Origin of the sequence: Chromohalobacter beijerinckii (assembly GCF_023061185.1) — a bacterium.
Lineage (GTDB): Bacteria > Pseudomonadota > Gammaproteobacteria > Pseudomonadales > Halomonadaceae > Chromohalobacter > Chromohalobacter beijerinckii.
On sequence record NZ_JAKGAK010000024.1, the window covers coordinates 11,786 to 32,534 of the forward strand.

A 20,749-nucleotide genomic window follows, 5' to 3' on the forward strand; every position below is an offset into this window, starting at 1 on the left:
TTTTGCGTTCAAAATCGGCAAAAAGCCTGACATGACAGAAAGCGGGATGCCAGGCTCAGATGGTGAGCGCCGAGGAAAGAGTTAGCCTCGGCGCCCAGTTCAGATCAACCCAACTTGGCCTTGTGCACCGCTCGCCAATGGTGCAGCAGCGGTTCGGTGTAGCCGGCCGGTTGCTCGCGTCCCTTGACGATCAGGTCGGATGCCGCCTGGAAGGCGCTGGACTCCGCCAGGTGCGAGGTCATCGGCGTATAGTCGGGGTCGTGGGCGTTCTGGTCGTCGACCACCTTGGCCATACGCTCCAGCGTCTCGCGCACCCGCGCTTCGCTGACGATGCCGTGATGCAGCCAGTTGGCGATGTGCTGACTGGAGATACGCAACGTCGCACGATCCTCCATCAGCCCCACATCATGGATGTCCGGCACCTTGGAGCAGCCCACACCGTGCTCGACCCAGCGCACCACGTAGCCGAGGATCCCCTGGCAGTTGTTATCCAGCTCCTGCTGAATCTCGTCGTCGGCCCAGCTCGGGTTCTTGTTAGCACCCGAAGCCGCGCTTTTGACCACCGGCACGCTGAGTAGATCGTCGAGCAGGTCGTCGCTCGGCTTGGCTTCCAGTTCACGCTGAATCGTCGCGACATCGACCTGGTGATAATGCAGCGCATGCAGCACTGCCGCTGTAGGCGAGGGGACCCAAGCCGTAGTCGCACCCGCTTGGGGATGACCGATCTTCTGCTCGATCATCGCTGCCATCAGCTCCGGCATCGCCCACATGCCCTTGCCGATCTGCGCCCGACCGCGCAGACCGCATGCCAGACCGGTCTGGACATTGTTCTTTTCGTAGGCCGCAATCCACTTGGTGCCCTTCATCTCCCCCTTGCGCAGCATGGGACCGGCTTCCATGGCGGTATGCATCTCGTCGCCGGTGCGATCCAGAAAGCCCGTGTTGATGAATGCCACGCGCGAGGCGGCTTCAGCGATGCACGCCTTGAGGTTGATCGAGGTGCGACGTTCCTCGTCCATGATGCCCATCTTGAGGGTATCGCGCGGCAGGCCCAGCATGTCCTCGATGCGCATGAACAGGCTGTTGGAGAAGGCGACTTCCTTGGGCCCGTGCATCTTCGGCTTGACGATATAAACCGAGCCCGTCCTCGAGTTACTTGCGTCACCTTCGCGCTTTTTAAGGTCGTGGATCGCCAGCAGGCTGGTAATTACGCCATCCAGTATGCCCTCGGGGATCTCGTTACCCTCGCCGTCGAGCACCGCCGGGGTCGTCATCAGGTGGCCGACATTGCGCACGAACAGCAGCGAGCGCCCGGGCAGACGCACCTGGCCACCCTGCGGCGCCGTGTAGTCGCGATCCGGATTGAGACGCCGCGTCACGGTCTTGCCACCCTTGTCGAAGCGCTCTTCGAGATCGCCTTTCATCAGCCCCAGCCAGTTGCGATAGAGCAGCGTCTTATCCTCGGCATCGACTGCGGCCACGGAGTCCTCGCAATCCATGATCGTACTCACCGCCGCTTCGACCAGGACGTCCTTAACGTGCGCCGGATCGGTCTTGCCAATGGGATGCGTAGCGTCGAACTGCACTTCCAGATGCAGACCGTGGTTGGCCAGCAGTACCGCAGTGGGTGCTTCCGTCTCGCCTTGATAACCCACCAGTTGGGCGGGACGCGCCAGCGTCGTCTCGCTGCCCCCCTGCAACTGCACCACCAGCTTACCGTCGCGGATGCTGTAGCCACTCGACTCGGCGTGCGAGCCCTCGGCCAGCGGCGCGGCCTGATCGAGTACGCCACGCGCATAGGCGACGACCGCTTCACCACGCTTGGGATTGTAGTCCTGACCCTTCTCGGCGCCATCGGTCTCGGGAATCACATCGGTGCCGTAGAGCGCGTCGTACAGGCTGCCCCAGCGCGCGTTAGCGGCGTTGAGCGCGTAGCGCGCATTGCTCACCGGCACCACCAGTTGTGGCCCGGCCTGGATAGCGATCTCGTCGTCGACATGGGCGGTCGTCGCCTGCACCTTCGCCGGCGCCTCGACCAAATAGCCGATGTTTTTCAAGAAGGCGCGATAGGCGTCCATGTCTTGCACCGGGCCAGGGTGAGCCTTGTGCCACGCATCCAGCTCAGCCTGTAACCGCTCGCGTTCGGCCAGTAGCGTCTGATTGGTGGGCGTAAGGTCGTGGACCAAGGCATCGAACCCGGCCCAGAAGGCCTCGGAGTCGACACCCGTACCGGGCAAAGCTTCGTCGTTGATGAAACGATCGAGCTGGCTGGCCACCTGCAAACGATGGCGTGTCGTACGGTCTGTCATGCGGCTCTCCTCGGGTGTCGCCTCAAACGTGGAAAATAATTCCACAAATTAGACGTAAATCCTCGCGCTGTCATCTCCACCATTGGTCTGAGCGTCGTTTTTCGGCACGGAAGAAAGCGATGCCAATGCTGACAAATGCCGTGCAAGACCTGAAAAAATGGGCCCGGCAATCACTTCCCTATAGCCTCGGGGACCGCGCGGACGCTAGCATGGAACGCACCGGGAGAATTGAATGACCGACTTTACCCCCTTGAAACAGCTAGGCCTGCTGACGCCGATGGCACGCCCCGTGTCGCCGGCTATGAATGCCTATCTCGAGCACTATCGCTTAGCGTCGCTGTTGACAGAGAATACCGATCTACATGCCGGCTTCTTCGAGGCTCGGGGGTTTCAGTTGTGGGCTCAGGTATGGAGCCCGCCCAAACCGCAAGGCACGGCGTTCGTCGTGCACGGCTACTTCGATCACCTAGGGCTCTACCGCCATCTTCTCAAACTGCTGCTGGCGCGTGGCTGGCGCGTGGTGATGTGGGATCTCCCGGGGCACGGGCTCTCCAGCGGCGCGCGCGCTTCCATCGACGACTTCGGCGACTATGTCGGCTGCCTGAGCGCGCTGACTGAGGAGGTCACGCGTCTCGGCCTGGCCGATGGCCCTTGGATCGGCATCGGCCAAAGCACCGGCGCGTCGATTCTCGCCACCGACGCCCTGACCCACGGCCATCAGACACGCTGGGACGGCCTGGCGCTACTGGCACCGCTGGTGCGCCCCTGGGGCTGGCAGCAATCCAGTTGGCTGCACCGTGTGGTCAGTCCTTTCGTGCGCTCGGTGCCGCGCCGGTTTCGCCCCAACACCACCGATCTTGGCTTCGCCGATTTCCTGCGCCGCGGCGACCCCTTGCAGCCGGACCGCCTGGCCTTGACCTGGGTCAGCGCCATGCGCGACTGGATCCCCCTGCTGATGTCCATGCCGCCCAGCGAATTGCCGGTGCTGATCCTCCAGGGCGAACAAGACTTCACCGTGGACTGGCAGTGGAACCTGGAAACGCTGACGGACAAATTCCCCAATGCCGATGTCCATCGGCATCCGGAAGCCCGTCATCATCTGGTCAACGAGGCCAAGCCGATTCGCACCCCTCTCTTCCATGAACTGAGTGGTTTCCTGGCGGGTTACGAGCGCCGGCTCGACCCGCACGACGCGCTATCCAGTGCCGACCCTTGCCCGCAGGAAACACCATGAAGCATGCCCACGCCGCTGGCATCATCGCACTCTGCCTGCTGTTGGCGGGATGCGCTGGGCTCGGCGACGCCCCGCCCGAGGACATGCGCCAGGCGGTATATGGCATGAGTAGCCAGGCCGCCGAGGCACTGCTCGAATCGCCGCCCTGGTCGGGTGAAGCGCAGGATATGGTGGTGATGCTGGCACCACCGACGGTATCACCAGCGCTGGGTATCGCACCGGGACGACTCACCGAAACCTTGGGCCGCGCCCTACTGGCACAGGCAGAGGGCCCCCAAGTCCTCGATTGGACGCCGGGCATGCTGGCCGACGATGCGCCGGACAATCACTGGGTACTCGAGAGTCGGCTCCAAGGCAACGGCGTACTGCGCCTCTCCGATCGAGAGTTGCGTCCCTATCAGTGGGAAATCACCTTGCGCCGTCCCGGCCAAGACGCCCCCAGCTGGCGCGCCACGCTCTCCGGAGCCCTGGACGCCAGCGCGTTGTAATGCGTGCGTGCGAGGCATCGGACGTATGCGTGTCACGTTGTGCCCAGCGCGTCTCGGTCGCACAATGAGCCTTTTGCGTTTCAGGAGTCTCGCATGTCGCGTCACGCTCGCCACCTTGATCGTTCCGGGCCGTCCAATCCGTTCCCCGGCCTCAAAGCGCTGGAACGCAAGCTAGGCCGTGAGGTGCCGCATCGCCTGGGCTCCAACGAAGGATTGGACATGCCCCACCAGGCGCTCAAGGCGCGTTTTGGCGATGAGGTCGCCACCCTGGCCCGCGCCTACGGCGACGCCGAGGCCATGGATGTACGCCAACGCCTGAATGCCCTGCTCGGCACGCCACTGGAGGCGCTGATCATCGATGCCGGCGCCGACAGCCTGATGGCGCTCGCCCTGCGCACGCTGTGCGATCCCGACAGCACGGTCATCGCCAGCGCGGGTACCTATCCCACCTTTCGTTACTTCGCCGAGGGTCAGGGCTGTCGGCTGGTCGAAGTTGACTATCACGACGCGCCCAGCGTGCTGGCGCCGGACCTCGACGCCCTGGCCGACCGCGCGGTGCGCGATAACGCCCGCGTGGTCTACCTGGCCAATCCCGACAACCCCAGCGGCCACCTGCACAGCGACGCCGATATCCTCACGCTGCGCGATGCTCTGCCCGAGGACTGCACGCTGTTGCTCGACGAGGCCTATCACGACTTCCGTGACGATGCCGACGCTCCCGCTGCAGGCGAAGTCTGGCCCGGCGTGGTGCGCCTACGCACCTTCTCCAAGGCACACGGCTTGGCCGGCTTGCGGATCGGCTATGCCATCGCCGAACCGGCGCTGATCGAGGTGATGCACAAGGTGCGTATTCATTACGCGGTCTCATCGCTGGCACTGGCCGCCGCCGAGACTGTGCTCGACCACCCGGAGGAAACCACGCAGCACGTACGCGACGTGATCGCCCGCCGCGAAGCACTGGCCGGCCATCTACGAGTTCTCGGCGCTGACGTGCCGCCCAGTGCCACCAACTTCATCGCCGTGCGCCTGCCGGAGGCGGAGCTCGCCGCCCGCATCCATCGCGAACTGCTCGAGGCCGGCACGCTCGTGCATCGTCCCGCGCATCCCGCGCTGGGCCACGTGCTGCGCATCAGCACGCTCGAGGACGCCCTGGCGCCCGGTCGACTGGCCGCGCTGGAACGCGCGCTCGAGGCACAGCACTGATCATGGCACGTCCCGGCTGGCTTGCCTCACTATGGCACTGGCTCATCGCCGGCGTGCTGGCACTGCTCATCGTCGCCAGCAGCGGCTGGGCGGTGCTGGCGCTGTGGTATCGCCTTCCCGGTCCCACCGTGCTGCGTTACGGCGTGGCGGGGCTGTGGATCATCGCCGCGCTGGCATGCTGCATGGGGCTGTTCCTCAAGGGCTGGCCGGCACGCGCCCTACTCGGCTATCTAGCCATGTACCTCGTGCTCGGCATCTGGTGGTGGACGATCCAACCCGCCACCGAGCGCGACTGGGCGCCGGATGTCGCGCATATCGTCAGCGGCACACAAGAAGACGACAACCGCGTCACCGTCAACAACGTGCGTAACTTCCAATGGCGCACCCCGCAGGATTTCGATGAGCGCTGGGAAACCCGCCACTACGACCTGGACCAGCTACGCTCGGTCGATCTGCTGGTGTCCTACTGGATGGGGCCGGCCATCGCCCATACGCTGGTCAGCTTCGGCTTCGACGACGGGCGCTACCTGACGTTCTCGGTGGAGATACGCAAGGAGCGCGGTGAGGCCTTCTCCACCTTGGGCGGCTTCTTCAAGGAATACGAAGTCAGCATCATCGCCGCCGACGAGCGCGATATCGTGCGCGTGCGCACCAACACGCGCGGCGAGGACGTCTATCTATATCGCGTGCAGATGCCCAAGCCGGTCATGCAGGATCTGTTTCGCGCCTACCTCGACGAGGCCCACCAGTTACAACGCGAGCCGCACTACTACAACACGCTGACCTCCAACTGCACCACGCTGGTCTACGCCATGATGAAGCGCATCGTCCCCGGTCTGCCCTTCGACTACCGACTGCTGCTATCCGGCTACCTGCCCGAGTACGTGCACAGCGTCGGCGCGTTGGCACCCGGCGTTCCCTTCGCCGAACTCAAGGCCAAGGGGCATATCAACGCCCAGGCCCTGAAAACGAACGGCGCCGACGGCTTCTCCGCCCGCATTCGCGAGGGCATCCCCGGCACCGACACGCCTTCCTACGACGCCGACAACTAAGCCCCTCCATTGCCACCGATCAGCCGATCCAACTGACGATAGCCGATGGCTTCCATCAGTTGCGGCTGGCGGGGGCGGGGCTCCTCGGCAAGATCGGCGAGCGTCAGGGCGACGCGTAGCACGCGATGATAGGCGCGGGCGGAGAGGTTGAGGCGGTTGAGCACGTCGGCCAGCCAGGTGCGTTCCTGGCCATCCAGGGCGCAGAGGTCCTCCAGCGCGCTGCTGGGTAAATAAGCGTTGAGCGCGCCGCGCTGGGCTTGGCGCTGGCGCGCAGCGAGAACACGCTGGCGAACGACCTCGGAGCTTTCGCCGCTGCGTTGTTCGGTGAGTTGTGCGGCGGGCAATGCGGGGACTTCCACCTGCAGATCGATACGGTCGAGCAGTGGGCCCGAGATACGGGCCTGGTAGCGCTGCACTTGGGCCGGCGTGCACACACAGGCTTTGCGCGGGTCGCCGAGATGTCCGCACGGGCACGGATTCATTGCCGCGACGAGTTGAAAGCGAGCGGGAAAGCAGCTCTGCATCAATGCCCGCGAGACGACGATCTGGCCCGATTCCAGCGGTTCGCGTAGCACCTCCAGCACACGCCGGTCGAACTCCGGCAATTCATCCAGAAACAGCACCCCGTGATGCGCCAGTGAAATCTCCCCCGGGCGTGGCTTGCCGCCACCGCCGACCAAGGCCACACCACTGGCGGTGTGATGCGGCGTACGAAACGGCCGTTGCCCCCAGCGTTCTAGGATCGGCAGGCCGCATACCGAGCGCACGGCGGCCACTTCCAGCGCTTCATCTTCTTGGAGGGGTGGCAAAATCCCGGGTAATCGACTGGCGAGCATGGTCTTGCCGGTACCCGGCGGGCCAGCGAACAGAAGATTGTGGCCGCCGCTGGCGGCAACTTCCAACGCCCGCCGGGCCTGATGCTGGCCACGCACTTCGGCGAGGTCGGGCTCAGCCAAGCGCGGTGCAGGCCGTTCACCAAGTTGGTGCGGCGTGATCGGCGCTTGTTTGAGCAAGTGGGCAACGACTTGTGGCAAGTCGGCGGCGGGGAGGACGTCCAGGTCGCCGGCCAACGCCGCTTCATCGGCGTTGCTCTCGGGCAGCAACAGTGCACGCCCGGCGCGACGCGCTTCCAGGGCCGCCGGCAGCACCCCGCGCACGGGGCGCAACTTGCCATCCAGCGCCAACTCGCCCAGGCATTCGAGATCCGCCACCGCCTCGCCGGGAATCTGCCCTGAGGCCACCAGAATGCCCAGCGCAATGGGAAGATCGAAGCGTCCGCCTTCCTTGGGGAGGTCCGCCGGCGCGAGATTGAGCGTGATGCGCCGCGTGGGAAAGTCGAAACCGGCATTAATCAGGGCGCTGCGCACTCGTTCGCGGCTCTCTTTTACCGCTGCCTCCGGCAGTCCGACGATCGCCAATCCCGGGAGGCCGTTGGTGAGGTGCACTTCGACCAACACATTCGGCGCCTCCAGCCCCAAGCCGGCACGCGTATTGATGATGGCAAGCGCCATGCAGCCTCCTTCCGTCACATCAAAATATGCGTATACACTAATTGATTGACGGCGGTAACGCACGCGCTGCGGAAGGCGGCGAGAGGGCCTATCGGCAAGAAAGAGGCAAAAGGCGGATGCCGTCTCGACCGAGACGGCATTCGTGATCGAGCGGCGATCAGTTCTTGCGGGAGGTGTCGGACGCGCTCGACTCGTCGGCGTCGCCATTGGCGTCGGGTTCGGTCGCCGGCTCGGCGCCTTCGGCGGCGGCCACCGGGGCGCTCTGGCCCACTTCTAGCGCCGCTTCCAATGCCGCGACCTGCGCCTCGAGTGATTCGACCCGGGAGCGCGTGCGCTGCAGCACTTCCATCAAGATATCGAAGTCCTCACGCGAGACCAGCTCCATGCGATCGAAGGCGCCGCGCATCACACCCTGGACGCTGCGCTGGATGTCTTCCGGCGCGTGCGAGGCATCCTGGAGCCGGTCGCCGACTTGCTGTGCGAGACGTGAGAAGAGGTCGTGTGTCGCCATGAGAGTTCCCTCGGATTGAACGTTTCCTTCTCGCCACAGCATACGCAAGGCCGACGAAATACGCATGCGCCATATTGGTGCAGGCCCGTCAGCAACACGCACCAAAAGCTGGCGAGGGGCGTTCCATGTTTGGGCACTACACACAGCGTCGTTTCCACACCCTCCCGTAACTGGCTGTTTTTAATGGCACACAAGCCAATATGGCATGGCTTCTGCGTACGTCCCGAGAGGCGAAAGCCGACAACGGGAGAACTGGCATGAAGCTCATTACCGCCATCATCAAACCTTTCAAACTGGACGATGTTCGCGAGGCGCTGGCCGACAACGGCGTCCAAGGTATCACCGTCACGGAAGTGAAAGGTTTTGGGCGCCAAAAGGGTCACACGGAACTCTACCGCGGCGCCGAATACGTCGTGGACTTCCTTCCCAAGGTAAAAATAGAAATCGCCGTGGAAGAAGACCGACTGGAAAGCGTGCTGGAGGCGATCAGCAATGCCGCGAATAGCGGCAAGATCGGCGACGGCAAACTATTCGTCACGCCACTCGAAGACGTCATTCGTATCCGTACCGGTGAACGCGGAGCCGACGCCGTTTAAGGCAAGGGCTGAAGGGAGACACAATAAATGACTGAAGATATTACACAGCTATCGTACGCGCTCGACACCTTCTATTTCTTGATCGCCGGTGTGCTGGTCATGTGGATGGCCGCCGGCTTCGCCATGCTCGAAGCGGGCCTGGTCCGCTCCAAGAACACGGCGGAAATCCTGACCAAGAACGTGGTGTTGTTCGCCATCTCTTGCACCATGTATCTGCTGTTCAGCTACCACTTGATGTATTCCAGTGGCGCTGGCGGCTTCCTGCCGAGTCTGGGCTTTCTGCTCGGCGGCGAGAACTCCGTCGATCAGGTAATGGGCAGCAACGGGGATATCTATTATTCCAACCGTGCCGACTTCTTCTTCCAGGTGGTGTTCGTCGCAACCGCCATGTCGATCGTCTCCGGGGCCGTGGCAGAACGCATGAAACTCTGGGCGTTTCTGGCCTTCGCCGTGGTGATGACCGGGATCATCTATCCGACGTCCGGCTATTGGACCTGGGGCGGTGGCTGGCTCGCCGAGCTGGGTTATTCCGACTATGCCGGTTCGGGCATCGTCCACATGGCGGGTGCGGCCGCGGCCCTGGCCGGGGTGCTGGTACTCGGGCCGCGCAAGGGCAAATACGGCAAGAACGGCGCGATCTACGCCATTCCCGGCGCCAACCTGCCGCTGGCGACGCTGGGGACCTTCATCCTGTGGATGGGCTGGTTCGGCTTCAACGGTGGCAGCGAGCTGATGGTCTCCAACATCGATTCCGCCAATAACATGGCGCAGGTGCTGGTCAACACCAATGCCGCCGCCGCGGGCGGGGTGATTGCCGCGCTGATCCTCGCCAAGATCTGGTTCCGCAAGGCGGACCTGACCATGGCGCTCAACGGTGCCATCGCCGGCCTGGTCGCGATCACCGCCGACCCGCTGTCCCCCACCGGCCTGGGCGCCACGCTCATCGGTGCCGTCGGCGGGCTGCTGGTGGTGGTTTCCATCGTAGCGCTGGACAAGCTCAAGATCGACGATCCGGTGGGTGCTATCTCCGCGCACGGCGTGGCCGGCTTGTGGGGTGTTCTGGTGGTGCCTCTTACCAATGCCAGTGCCTCCTTCGGCGCTCAGATCATCGGCGCCCTCGCCATCTTCCTGTGGTGCTTCATCGCCAGCCTGATCGTATGGCTGATCATCAAGGCCGCGATGGGCGTGCGAGTCAGTGAAGAAGAAGAATACGAAGGGGTCGACCTGGCCGAATGCGGTCTGGAAGCCTATCCCGAGTTTTCCGTCGGCAAGAAGTAAGCAAGCCGACGTACCGAGTGAGCTGGCGTGCTCCCCTGGCCCCCTTCGGGGGGCCTTTTTTAATCCCGCGACCAGCGGTGTATGCTTGAAAGCATGATCGTTGGGCATAATCGAGGGTGGTATACGCCACCCGCATATACGATGCGAGGAGAAAGACGATGAAACTGGTGACCGCCATCATCAAGCCGTTCAAGCTCGACGACGTTCGTGAGTCGTTGTCCGAGATCGGCGTCCAGGGGATTACCGTCACGGAAGTGAAGGGCTTCGGCCGTCAGAAGGGTCATACCGAGCTGTATCGTGGGGCCGAATACGTGGTCGACTTCCTGCCCAAGGTCAAGCTCGAGGTCGCCGTCGACGATGACATGATCGAGAAGGTGATCGACGCCATCACGCAGGTGGCCAACACCGGCAAGATCGGCGACGGCAAGATATTCGTCTCGCCGCTCGAACAGGTCATCCGTATCCGCACCGGAGAAACCGGCAAGGACGCGGTGTAAGCGCACTCAGCCAGCTGGCTGAAGCCGCCTCTGATTCGTCATGCCCCTGCGCAGCCAGGGGCATTGTCGTGTTCAGGGCATGGGCGTTAGGTATGAGCGCCGGGCAGCATCGCAGGCGTCTTGGTCGCCCCCATCGCCGAGGCGAGTTCGTGTGCCGTCATGCCACGGCTGTCGGTGGCATTGGGGTCGGCGCCCTGGGCCAGCAGGAAGTCGACGACCTCGGCGTTGTCGAACATGGCGGCAAACATCAATGCCGTCTTGTCGTCGGGAGAGCGGGCGTTGACCGAGGCGCCATGCGACACCAGCAGCTCGGCCATGGCCAGGTCGCCCTTGAAGGACGCGCCAGAGAGTGGATGATGGCCGTTGTCGTTGTACATCTCGGGATCGGCGCCCTGCTCGAGCAACAGTTGCGTGGCCTCGAGATGCCCGTGATAGCTGGCCAGCATCAACAAACTGTCGCCCTTGTCGTTGCACATGTTGGGCGGCAGCCCTTGAGCCAGCCAGCCGCGTAGCTTTTCCGCCTCGCCGTTGCGCGCGCTATTGAAAATCTCCGTGGCCAGGCGAATCGTGGCCTCATCCAGCTCGGCGTTGCCGGTGTCATTATCATCCGACATCGTGTCGTGCTCCTTGTGGCATCTAGCATCGAGCGTAGCATGTCGTTTCACGCGACGCGTCACCCTCCAAGAGACCCGAGAGTCCCATGCTGGATATCAAGTATTACGTATTGATCGACGCCATTGCCACCCACGGCACCGTGCACGATGCTGCCGCCGCCATCGGCATCACCCAGCCTGCGGCGACGCATCGCATTCGGGAGATGGAACGCCGCCTGGGCGTCGCTCTTTTCCATCGCGAAGGACGCCGACTGACGCTTTCCGCCTCGGGCGAGCGGCTGCTCGATACCGCGCACGACGTGCTACCCCGCCTGCGTAGTGCCGAGCTCGAGGCGTGGCAATTGGCACGCCGGGCCGAACCCGCCTTGCGCCTGGGCATCGGCCCTTACGACACCTTCTCGCGGGCAATTCCACATCTTTATGACCAGCATGCGCGCGACATCGATCTGGTCCGCCTGCCCATGGCGGACATGACCACGGCGCTACTCGCCAACCGGGTCGACATGATCTGCATGATCGAGGTGCCCTCGCAGCGCGGCATCGCTCATCAGCTATTGTTCGAGGAACCGCTGGTGGCCGTTTTGCCGCCCGAGCATCCTTATGCACAGAGCGATGCGGTTCCCGCCGAGGTTTTCGATCGAGGCCGACATTTCACCTACAGCATCACGCCCGAATCCGGTCATGAATTTGAGCATTTCTTCCAGCCGGCCGGCGTCTATCCTTCGCACATGGTACAGATCGAGTCGGTGGCCTTGATCCTGGAACTCGTCGCCGCCGGCAAGGGCGTGAGCATTCTCTCGCGCTGGGCCGCGCGAGATGCCCATCAGGCAGGGCACGTCGTCATGCGCCCTCTGGCTGGCGAGCTGCCACGCATCCCTTGGTATCTGGCCTATACGCAGACGCCCCACATCACCGCCGCTGCCGAGTCGATGGCCGCCACACTGCGTCATCTCTACCGCACCGACGACTGAGACAAGACGCCATCTGCTACAACGCACGCGATCGATAAGAATCTCGTCGCAGATGGCCGGACATTCTCATTAGTTTCACGCCCTCCCTCCTTTTACCGTATCGCTACTCCTTATCAAGGACTCCCAATCATCGGCTCCCAACCAACGAGTCCCGATCAACGACCGCACAGGAGGGCGATCTCATGTCACAGGCCACGCTCGCAACTCAAACTACCGCACAGGACGTCACCGCCGAGCATCATCCCCTGGCGCGTTTCATCGACCTCGAACGCTATCCGATCCTGGAGCGCGATAGCGACGCCTACCGGGCCACTGTCGAGGGCGTGCGCGATCAACTACGCACCGACGGCTGCGCCCTGTTGTCGAAGTTCATCCGCGAGGACCTCATCGAACCGCTGCGCGAGGAAAGCGAGGCCCTGGCGCCCAAGGCGTTCTACTCGGACAACAACGTCAATCCCTACGTCACGCCGGACGATCCGTCGCTGCCCGAGGATCACCCCGCTCGCTTCTTCCAGCACTACACCAATGGCTTCGTGGCGCGCGACCTGATCCCCGAGGACGCCATCGTCCAGCAGCTCTATCGCGACCCCGACTTTCAACGCTTCGTCGCCGATTGCCTCGAAGAGCCGGTGATTTACGAGTTCGCCGACCCCATCGCGGGGCTGGTCATCAACGTGATGCCCGACGACACCGAGCTGCCCTGGCATTTCGATACCAACGAATTCATCGTCAGCCTGATGACGCGGCGCCCCAACGAAGGCGGCGAATTCCAATACGCCCCCAGCATCCGCCGTCCCGGCGAGGAGAACTTCGCGGCCGTGAAACGCGTGCTCGAGGGCGACCACACCGACGTCGAATCGCTGACGCTCAACACCGGTGACCTGCAGCTCTTCAAGGGGCGCTACTCCATGCACCGCGTCGCCGCCGCCAAGGGGCAGCGTCTGTGCACCCTGCTCGGCTACGCCAAGACGCCCGACATGATGGGTAGCCTGGAGCACACCCGGCGCATCTACGGTCGCGTCACCCAGCAACACATCGATGCTGACAATCAGCGCCGTCACGACGCGCTCATGGGCTAACACCGCCTCGCGTACGTCACCAAGCGTCTCGTTCACTCTTTACAAGGATGCCTTTCAATGGGCGATATCGTATCACTCGCCGGGTCCGTCCCCACGGGCGGCCCCTACACCGACGGCGGCTTCCGTCACGCCACGCTCGACGCCGCGCTGCTCTCGCGCGTCGAGCGCTACCGGCTGCAACGCCTGCGCCAGCAGATGAAGCATCACGAACTGGACGCGGTGATCCTGTTCGATCCCATCAACATTCGCTATGCCTGCGGCGTGCGCAACATGCAGGTTTACTCGCAGCGCAACCCGGCGCGCTACCTCTACGTCGCGGCGGACGGCCCGGTGGTGCTGTTTGAGTTCAGCGCCTGCCTGCACCTGGCGGCCAACGCCGAATTGCTCGACGAGGTGCATCCCGCCCGCGCGGTGATGCCGCAATACAGCGGCCCGCGCTGCGCGGCGCATACCCAGGCCTTCGTCGACGACATCCGCGGTCTATTCGAGCGTTCGCATACCCAGGGGCAACGCCTGGGCATCGAGTCCGCGCCCACCGGCGCCATCGAGGCACTGGGTCAGGCTGGCTTCGAGCTGACCGATGCCGCTACCGTGGTCGAGGGCGCCAAGTCGATCAAGAGTGTCGACGAGCTGGCGCTCATCCACCGCTCCGTGACGCTGACCGAAGCCGCGATGACGCGTATGGAAGCCGCCATTCGCCCCGGCATGAGCGAAAACGAGCTGTGGTCGATCTTCAACCAGCATGTGCTGGCCACTGGCGGCGAATACGCCGAGACTCGGCTTCTCAGCTCCGGCGCGCGCACCAATCCATGGTTCCAGGAGTGCTCGGATAAGATCATCGCCCCGGGTGAGCTGGTCGCCTTCGATACCGATATCGTGGGCTGCTTCGGCTACTACACGGATTTCTCGCGGACCTTCCACGTGCCCGGCGCAGGCGCGCCCAACGCCGAGCAGAAGGCGCTTTATCGCATGGCCGCCGACCAGCTCGAACGCAACATCGCCCTGCTGCGCCCCGGCATGAGCTTTCGCGACTACTCGCAACAAGCGTGGCCGATACCCGACGGCTATCGTGAAAATCGCTACTTGGACATCGTCCACGGCTGCGGCATGACCGGCGAATGGCCGCTTATCGCCCACGACATGGACTGGGACGAGGTCGGCTACGATGGCGCCATCGAGCCCGGTATGACGCTCTGCGTCGAGGCCTATATCGGCCACCGTGACGGCACCGAGGGCGTCAAGTTGGAAGAACAGGTGCTAATCACCGAAGATGGCATCGAACGCCTCTCGACCTACGGCTATTCCGACACGCTGATGGCAGAATGACGCCATAGCGCAGCACCCTTTCTCATCCCTTTCGATTCACCCACACAAAAAGGACGCGTATGAAACCGTTGACTTCCCTTTTCGTCGCCTGTGGCCTGGCCGGTATCTCGATGACCGCCACGGCCAACGACACGCTGACCATCGGCACCAACAACTGGTCGGAAAACATCGCCGTCTCGCACATGTGGCAGCAATTGCTCGAAGAGCAAGGCTACGACGTCAACCTGACGACTACCGGCAAGAGCGTGCTCTTCAGCGGACTGGCGCAGGGCGATCTGGATATCTCGTTGGAAGTCTGGCTGCCGCATGGCGACGCCCAGTACATCAAGCCCTACGAGGACAAGATCGACGTTCACGATGCCTGGTTCGACGGCGCCCAGGACGAACTGGTGGTGCCGGCTTACATGGAAGACATCGACAGCATTAGTGACCTCAAGGACAACGCCGAGCGCTTCGTCTACCAGAATGAACCGACCATCATCGGCATCGAATCGGGCTCGGCCATCTCCGGCGAGACCGAAAACGCCATCGAGAGTTACGATCTGCCGTTCCGCCAGTTGAACAGCTCCGGGCCCGCCATGCTCGCGGCCCTAGAGGAAGCCTATGCCAACGAAGAGCCCGTCGCCGTCACGCTATGGCAGCCGCACTGGGCCTACGCGCAGTACGACCTCAAGGCGCTGAAAGATCCCAAGAAAAGCTATGGCGGCGGTGACGACATCATGTGGATGTCGCCCAAGGGCTTTGGCGAGGAGCACCCCGAAGTCACCAAGATGCTCGATGCCTGGCACATGAGCCACGCCCAGTTGGCCGATCTCATGTTGACCATCGAAAACGTCGGCGATCCCACGCAAGGCGCCAAACAGTGGATCGAGGAACATCGCGATCTCATCGACGGCTGGCTCGTCGAGGACTGATCCCATTCCGGGCCGGTCGTCAGGACCGGCCCACCTCCAAGCCTTGCCTATTTTCTTCCCGCTCTCGCTGACGCGACCCGCAAGCCCTCGGCAATCGAATTTGCTATCGTGAGCGCATCGCGCGCCTCGGCGCGTCACCGTTCGCCGCCTGAGTCGCTACCGCCACGGGGGAGAGATGCGTCTACATTATGCCGGGGCGTTTCCCGAGCCCATCGGCTTTCTGCTATTGCCGCGTTTCTCGATGATGGCATTCTTCTCTGCCATCGAGCCGCTGCGCATTGCCAACCGCATCGCTGGAGAGCGCCTGTTCACCTGGCGCGTGATCGGCCTGGACGGCGCCTCGGTCACCGCCAGCAACGACATGACCCTGCTCGCCGACGACACCCTCGCCTCGGCACCGGCACTGCCCAGCATCGCCATCTGTGCCAGCTTCGAGCCCGAGGAGCGCCTGACCCACCACTTGCTGCATTGGCTGCATCAGCGTCATCAAGGCGACTGTGTGCTGGGCGGCATCGACACCGGTAGCCTGATCCTAGCCCGCGCCGGCTTGCTCGAGGGGCAGCGTGTCACTCTGCACTGGGAAAGCTTACCGGCGTTTCGCGAGCGCTTCCCCGAGATCAACGCCGTCGAGTCGCTGTTCGAAGTCGGCCCACGCGGCTTCTCCTGCGCCGGCGGCACCGCCGCGATGGACATGACACTAGACCTGATCGCCCGCCGCCATGGCGATGAGCTGGCCGCTGACGTTTCCGAGCAGTTGATTCACGCTCGCATGCGGCCTCGCCACGACCACCAGCGTCATGATCTGACTCAGCGCCTGGGGACCCACAAGCACAGCGTGATCGAGGCCGTCGCCCTGATGGAGCGCCACCTCGAGACACCGCTGACACTCGCCCGTCTCGCCGCGCGCATCGGTATCTCGCTGCGCCAGCTTCAGCGTCTCTTCGAACAGGAGCTGGGCGAGCGGCCACGCGATCACTATCTGCGCCTGCGCTTGCAACATGCTCGTCAGCTACTGCGGGAAACCGACCGCGACATTCTGAGCATTGGCCTGGCCAGCGGTTTCACCTCGGCTTCCAGTTTCTCGCGGGCCTACAAGCAGCATTTCGGTACTAGCCCGCGCCAGGCACGCCACCCGCACCCTGACGACACAAGATGACGACTGACGGCAAGAAGCCGTCGCTTGGGGTGTAAATATGGACGCCGAGTCAAGCCATGCTGGGGCTACGTTTTGTAGCCAAGGATGCCGTCATGACCCTTTCCACGCCTGCTGCCACGTCTGCCAATACGCCCGGCGGCACGCTCCCCGCGACGCCTGATTACGACGCCTGGCCGGTCGAGGTCGCCATCCACAACGTGAGCCACACGCCCCGCCAGGTCGAAGTGCGCTGGGAAGACGGTCGCGTCAGCCGGTACCACAGCATCTGGCTGCGCGAAAACGCCGCCGACGACAGTACCGTCAATCCGGCCACCCGCGAGCGTATCCTCGACCTGTCACGCCTCGAGGATTGGCCCACCGTCAGCGAGGCATGCCTCGACGACACCGGTGCGCTGGAGATCGTCTTCGCCCCGGAGCAACGCCGCTTGCGCTTTCACCCCGGCTGGCTGCGCGCGCACGACTATACCCACTTGGCGGAACTCGACGCCCCGCTGCCTCCTGCCACGTTATGGAAAGGCAGCGAACGCGACGCGCCCACGACCCTCGATGCGCGCGACTGGCTGGACACCGACGATGATCCTCTGGCACCGGATGCCTGCCTCGAAAGCGCCCTCGAGGCCGTCATCGGCGAAGGCCTGGTGCGGCTACGCAACCTGCCCACCGAGCCCGGCAGCCTGGATGCCATCGCCCGGCGCATCGGCCCGCCGCGCGCCACCAACTTCGGCACGCTGTTCGACGTGCGTGCCAAACCCGACCCCGACTCCAATGCCTACACCTCGATCGCCCTGCCACCGCACGTCGATCTGCCGACCCGCGAGTATCAGCCCGGTCTGCAGTTGCTGCACTGCCTGGAAAACGACACCGTTGGTGGTGAAGCGGTGATGATGGACGGTTTCGCCGTGGCCGAGGCCCTGCGCGAGCGTCATCCCGAGCACTTCGCGACGCTCACGCGTGTACGCTGGTGCTACGCCAACACCGCCCGGACCACCGATCATGTGTGGTACGCACCGATGATCAAGCTCGATGACGACGGCAATTTCGACGAAGTGCGCATCGCCGATTTCCTGCGCGGCCCCTTGATGGCGCCGTTCGAGGACGTGGAGTCCGCCTATGCCGCCTTGATGTCACTGCAGCGCCTGCTGCGGGAGCCCGAGTTTGCGCTGCGTTTCACCTACACCCCCGGCGACCTGGTGATCTTCGACAACCGCCGCCTGCTGCATGCTCGTGATGCCTTCGATGTCGGCCAGGGCGGCCGGCGCTGGCTGCAAGGCTGCTATCTCGAGCGCGACGAAGCCCGCTCGCGGCTGCGCATGTTGCGCCGTGCCCACCGCCGGCAACGCGTCGAGGTACTCGGCCAGGGCTGATCCAGTCGCGCAGCAGTATCTGCCAACACGAAAACCCGCCCATGGCTTGCCATGGGCGGGTTCTTTGCAGCGAGGGAAAACGTCATGGAGCGTTTTGACTCTCCATTCGACGTTAGCGGCGTACGATCCCGATGCGCCGCCCCGCAGCGCTCGGCCACGTTTCGCCAGCGGCGGGCAACGTGGCGACCACAGCCGCGACCGGTTCGGGGAATGGCCCGGGCCTACCGCTAGCGACATCGATGCCCATCAGCATCTGCTCGCTGGTCGCCAGCGGGTCGCCGTCGGCGTTGCGCAGGGTAAAAAAGACATGCAACCGCTTGGCATCATGATCGAGTAGCGTCAGTTCGACCGCCAACGCCTCGCTACGATGCGCTTGCTGGCGGTAGCAGAGATGCGTCTCCAGGGTATAGAGCGTGTAACCATGCTCGGCTCGCCCCGCTACATCGAGGCCGATACGCTCCATCAGCGCCTCGACGGCCAGCGAGAAGACCCGCGCGTACTCGGCATCGTTCATGTGGCCGTTGTAGTCGACCCAGGCGTCGGCCACCCGGGTTTCCAGCAAGGGGCCGAACGTTGAACTGTCTGGTATCCGGCTCATCAGATGCGCCCCTCAAGCCCCTCGGCTTCCGGCCAGTACTTGCGGGTCAATGCCAGCAGCTCGGTGAGGAAGGCGTCACGTCGCGTCTCCAGTTCGGCGACGCTGCGCCCGGCGGCCTGATGCTCGCAACCGTCGGCGACCTTCTCGATCAGTTCGTCGGTCAGCTCCGGCGCCTCGAGCTTGGTCCACGGCAGCTTCAGTGCCGGCCCGAACTGGTGCAGCATGTGGCGCATGCCACCCTCACCCCCGGCTAGGTGGAAGGTCAGGAAGGTGCCCATCAGCGACCAGCGCAGCCCCGCGCCGTAGACCACGGCGGCGTCGATTTCCTCGGTGGTGGCGACACCGTCGTTGACCAGGTGCAGCGCCTCGCGCCACAGCGCCTCCATCAGACGGTCGGCCACATGGCCCTCGATTTCGCGACGCACCACCAGCGGCCGCATGCCCAGCGCGGCATATTGAGCCCGGGCGCGCTCGGTGACGACCGGCGCGGTGTGCTCGCCGCCCACCAGCTCGACCAGCGGCAGCAGGTACACCGGGTTGAACGGGTGCGCGACGATGACGCGACCGGGGTCGCGCGTGCAGGCCGATTGCAGCTCGCTGGGCTTGATGCCGGACGTCGAGGAGCCGATCACCACGCCCTCGGGGGCATGTGCATCCAACTCCGCCAGGACGCGATGCTTGATCTCGAGCCGCTCCGGCACGTTTTCCTGGACCAGGTCGGCCTCCTCGACGGCCTCGCTAGCCGAGGCCGCGAAACGCAGCCGGCTCGGGTCCGCCGTGTCGGCGAGCCCCATCGTCGCCACCGAATCCCAAACCCGTTCCACGAAGGCGCGCGTCGTCGCCTCGGCACCGGGGGCCGGGTCGAAGGCCACCACATCGCAGCCCGCCGCCAGGGCTCGCACGATCCAGCCATTGCCGATCACGCCGGTGCCGATGACGGCGACCCGCGCAGGCACATCGGCCGCCGCGGCCGTGTCTTGTCGAGACATCATGTTCTCCTTGTCGCTCACGGCTGGCGCAGCCCCAGCGTCTGACGTGTTTCGGCCGGCGTCTGCACGCGGCCTCCCAGGTTTTCGGCAATCGTCGCGGCACGTTCCACCAACTGCGCATTGGTGGCGAACACGCCGCGGCTGAGGTAAAGATTGTCCTCAAGGCCGACCCGCACGTGACCGCCGAGTAGCATCGATTGCGCGACCATCGGCATCTCGCTACGCCCGATGCCGAACGCCGACCAATGAGCGTTGGCGGGCAGCTTGTTGCGCATCGCCAGCATGGTCTCGGTGTCCGCCTCGGCGCCCCAGGGAATCCCCAGACACAGTTGAAACAGCGGATCGCCTTCGATCAGGCCTTCCTCGATCAACTGGCGCGCGAACCACACATGCCCCAGATCGAAGCACTCCAGTTCGGGTTTGACGCCGGCGTTCTTGACCAGCCGGGCATGCTCACGCAGCCAGTCGGCGGTATTGAGATAGACCATGTCGCCGAAGTTGAGGCTGCCACAATCCAGGGTGCAGATTTCCGGCAGCAGTTCGCCGACCGGCGCGTGGCGCTCCGCCGGTGTCTGCAGATCGGTGCCTTCTAGGCCATGGATAACGCCATCGCGCACCTCGGGGAAGAGATCGCCCCCGCCGCCTGCGGTGATATTGATGACCGCATCCACATCCGCCTCGCGGATGCGCCCCACCGCCTCACGGAAGTACTCGGTGGAATGGCTCACACCGCCGGTTTCCGGGTCGCGCACGTGCAAGTGCACGATGCTCGCCCCGGCGCGCGTGGCCTCGATGGCGCTATCGGCGATCTGCTTGGGCGTAATGGGCAGGTCGGGATGCTTGTCGGCCGTATCACCGGCGCCGGTGATGGCGCAGGTAAGAATGACGTTTCGATTCATGATGTCTTCCTGAGCGTCTAAATGGCGGCGCGATGCCGTCGAACGCCCTCATTATCGAAAGTCCGGCGGAAAAGGGATTGCCATGAAACGTCATGCGGTTGGCGTGTTGCGTCAGAACGTCTCAGCCACCAACAGTCTTGGATGATCCACGCTCGGGCTC

The 20,749-nt window shown here is 63.9% G+C and carries 20 protein-coding genes; 13 read left to right on the forward strand and 7 right to left on the reverse strand.

The features are described from left to right. Window positions 1-104: 104 nt before the first annotated feature. Window positions 105-2,309 (reverse strand): malate synthase G, encoded by a 2,205-nt coding sequence (locus tag L1075_RS14305; protein WP_246942470.1) that lies wholly within the window; start codon window positions 2,307-2,309, stop codon window positions 105-107. Between the two features lie 232 nt (window positions 2,310-2,541). On the opposite strand from L1075_RS14305, the gene L1075_RS14310 reads away from it, so the two are divergent. From L1075_RS14310 to L1075_RS14325, 4 genes are all read left to right on the forward strand, one after another. Further along, the gene (locus tag L1075_RS14310; RefSeq protein ID WP_097021410.1) at window positions 2,542-3,543 is read left to right on the forward strand and encodes an alpha/beta hydrolase; all 1,002 of its coding nucleotides are present in this window, start codon (window positions 2,542-2,544) and stop codon (window positions 3,541-3,543) included. Further along, window positions 3,540-4,031, forward strand: a complete 492-nt coding sequence (locus L1075_RS14315; protein ID WP_040240092.1) for a hypothetical protein — start codon at window positions 3,540-3,542, stop codon at window positions 4,029-4,031. The genes L1075_RS14310 and L1075_RS14315 overlap by 4 nt, the downstream gene beginning before the upstream one ends. A 93-nt stretch (window positions 4,032-4,124) precedes the next feature. Continuing rightward, entirely contained in the window at window positions 4,125-5,234 is a 1,110-nt protein-coding gene (locus L1075_RS14320) for an aminotransferase class I/II-fold pyridoxal phosphate-dependent enzyme (RefSeq protein ID WP_246942472.1), read from the forward strand. Window positions 5,235-5,236: 2 nt separating this feature from the next. Beyond that, complete coding sequence (locus tag L1075_RS14325) at window positions 5,237-6,286, forward strand: Lnb N-terminal periplasmic domain-containing protein (protein ID WP_246942474.1); 1,050 nt, start codon at window positions 5,237-5,239, stop codon at window positions 6,284-6,286. On the opposite strand, the gene L1075_RS14330 is transcribed toward L1075_RS14325, so the two are convergent. Both L1075_RS14330 and L1075_RS14335 read right to left on the reverse strand, forming a co-directional pair. Next, window positions 6,283-7,797, reverse strand: coding sequence for a YifB family Mg chelatase-like AAA ATPase (locus L1075_RS14330; RefSeq protein WP_246942476.1), 1,515 nt, complete (start codon window positions 7,795-7,797; stop codon window positions 6,283-6,285). The two genes, L1075_RS14325 and L1075_RS14330, sit on opposite strands and share 4 nt — an antisense overlap. Window positions 7,798-7,954: 157 nt before the next feature. Further along, a complete protein-coding gene (locus L1075_RS14335) occupies window positions 7,955-8,308 on the reverse strand; it encodes an accessory factor UbiK family protein (protein WP_040240098.1) in 354 nt (117 codons plus the stop codon). Window positions 8,309-8,565: 257 nt separating this feature from the next. Between L1075_RS14335 and L1075_RS14340 the strand changes: the two genes are divergently transcribed. The 3 genes from L1075_RS14340 to glnK all read left to right on the forward strand — a co-directional run bounded on the left by L1075_RS14340 (window position 8,566) and on the right by glnK (window position 10,679). Beyond that, entirely contained in the window at window positions 8,566-8,904 is a 339-nt protein-coding gene (locus tag L1075_RS14340; RefSeq protein WP_011508451.1) for a P-II family nitrogen regulator, read from the forward strand. Between the two features lie 27 nt (window positions 8,905-8,931). Further along, window positions 8,932-10,182 (forward strand): ammonium transporter, encoded by a 1,251-nt coding sequence (locus tag L1075_RS14345; protein WP_246942478.1) that lies wholly within the window; start codon window positions 8,932-8,934, stop codon window positions 10,180-10,182. Window positions 10,183-10,340: 158 nt separating this feature from the next. After that, window positions 10,341-10,679: a P-II family nitrogen regulator gene (gene glnK, locus L1075_RS14350; RefSeq protein WP_011508453.1), complete on the forward strand. Its 339-nt coding sequence runs from the start codon at window positions 10,341-10,343 to the stop codon at window positions 10,677-10,679. 86 nt (window positions 10,680-10,765) lie between these two features. Here glnK and L1075_RS14355 read toward each other — a convergent pair whose 3' ends face one another. Then, window positions 10,766-11,293, reverse strand: coding sequence for an ankyrin repeat domain-containing protein (locus tag L1075_RS14355; RefSeq protein WP_246942480.1), 528 nt, complete (start codon window positions 11,291-11,293; stop codon window positions 10,766-10,768). A gap of 86 nt (window positions 11,294-11,379) precedes the next feature. On the opposite strand from L1075_RS14355, the gene L1075_RS14360 reads away from it, so the two are divergent. The 6 genes from L1075_RS14360 to L1075_RS14385 all read left to right on the forward strand — a co-directional run bounded on the left by L1075_RS14360 (window position 11,380) and on the right by L1075_RS14385 (window position 18,103). Then, complete coding sequence (locus tag L1075_RS14360; RefSeq protein ID WP_246942482.1) at window positions 11,380-12,264, forward strand: LysR family transcriptional regulator; 885 nt, start codon at window positions 11,380-11,382, stop codon at window positions 12,262-12,264. A 182-nt stretch (window positions 12,265-12,446) separates the two neighbouring features. After that, window positions 12,447-13,343 (forward strand): HalD/BesD family halogenase, encoded by an 897-nt coding sequence (locus L1075_RS14365; protein ID WP_246942484.1) that lies wholly within the window; start codon window positions 12,447-12,449, stop codon window positions 13,341-13,343. 57 nt (window positions 13,344-13,400) lie between these two features. Beyond that, window positions 13,401-14,669, forward strand: coding sequence for a M24 family metallopeptidase (locus tag L1075_RS14370; RefSeq protein WP_246942486.1), 1,269 nt, complete (start codon window positions 13,401-13,403; stop codon window positions 14,667-14,669). 59 nt (window positions 14,670-14,728) lie between these two features. Then, window positions 14,729-15,583 (forward strand): glycine betaine ABC transporter substrate-binding protein, encoded by an 855-nt coding sequence (locus L1075_RS14375; RefSeq protein ID WP_246942489.1) that lies wholly within the window; start codon window positions 14,729-14,731, stop codon window positions 15,581-15,583. Between the two features lie 175 nt (window positions 15,584-15,758). Next, window positions 15,759-16,739, forward strand: a complete 981-nt coding sequence (locus tag L1075_RS14380; RefSeq protein ID WP_246942491.1) for a GlxA family transcriptional regulator — start codon at window positions 15,759-15,761, stop codon at window positions 16,737-16,739. 92 nt (window positions 16,740-16,831) lie between these two features. Next, window positions 16,832-18,103 carry a TauD/TfdA family dioxygenase gene (locus L1075_RS14385; protein WP_246942493.1) on the forward strand — a complete coding sequence of 424 codons (1,272 nt, stop codon included), beginning with the start codon at window positions 16,832-16,834 and terminating at the stop codon, window positions 18,101-18,103. A 112-nt stretch (window positions 18,104-18,215) separates the two neighbouring features. Here L1075_RS14385 and L1075_RS14390 read toward each other — a convergent pair whose 3' ends face one another. From L1075_RS14390 to L1075_RS14400, 3 genes are read right to left on the reverse strand one after another with little or no spacing between them, the layout of a single operon-like run. Next, window positions 18,216-18,701, reverse strand: a complete 486-nt coding sequence (locus tag L1075_RS14390) for a thioesterase family protein (RefSeq protein WP_246942495.1) — start codon at window positions 18,699-18,701, stop codon at window positions 18,216-18,218. Next, window positions 18,701-19,690, reverse strand: coding sequence for a 3-hydroxyacyl-CoA dehydrogenase NAD-binding domain-containing protein (locus tag L1075_RS14395; protein WP_246894366.1), 990 nt, complete (start codon window positions 19,688-19,690; stop codon window positions 18,701-18,703). The genes L1075_RS14390 and L1075_RS14395 overlap by 1 nt, the downstream gene beginning before the upstream one ends. 17 nt (window positions 19,691-19,707) lie before the next feature. Beyond that, window positions 19,708-20,589 (reverse strand): beta-keto acid cleavage family enzyme, encoded by an 882-nt coding sequence (locus L1075_RS14400; RefSeq protein ID WP_246942497.1) that lies wholly within the window; start codon window positions 20,587-20,589, stop codon window positions 19,708-19,710. Between the last annotated feature and the right edge of the window lie 160 nt (window positions 20,590-20,749).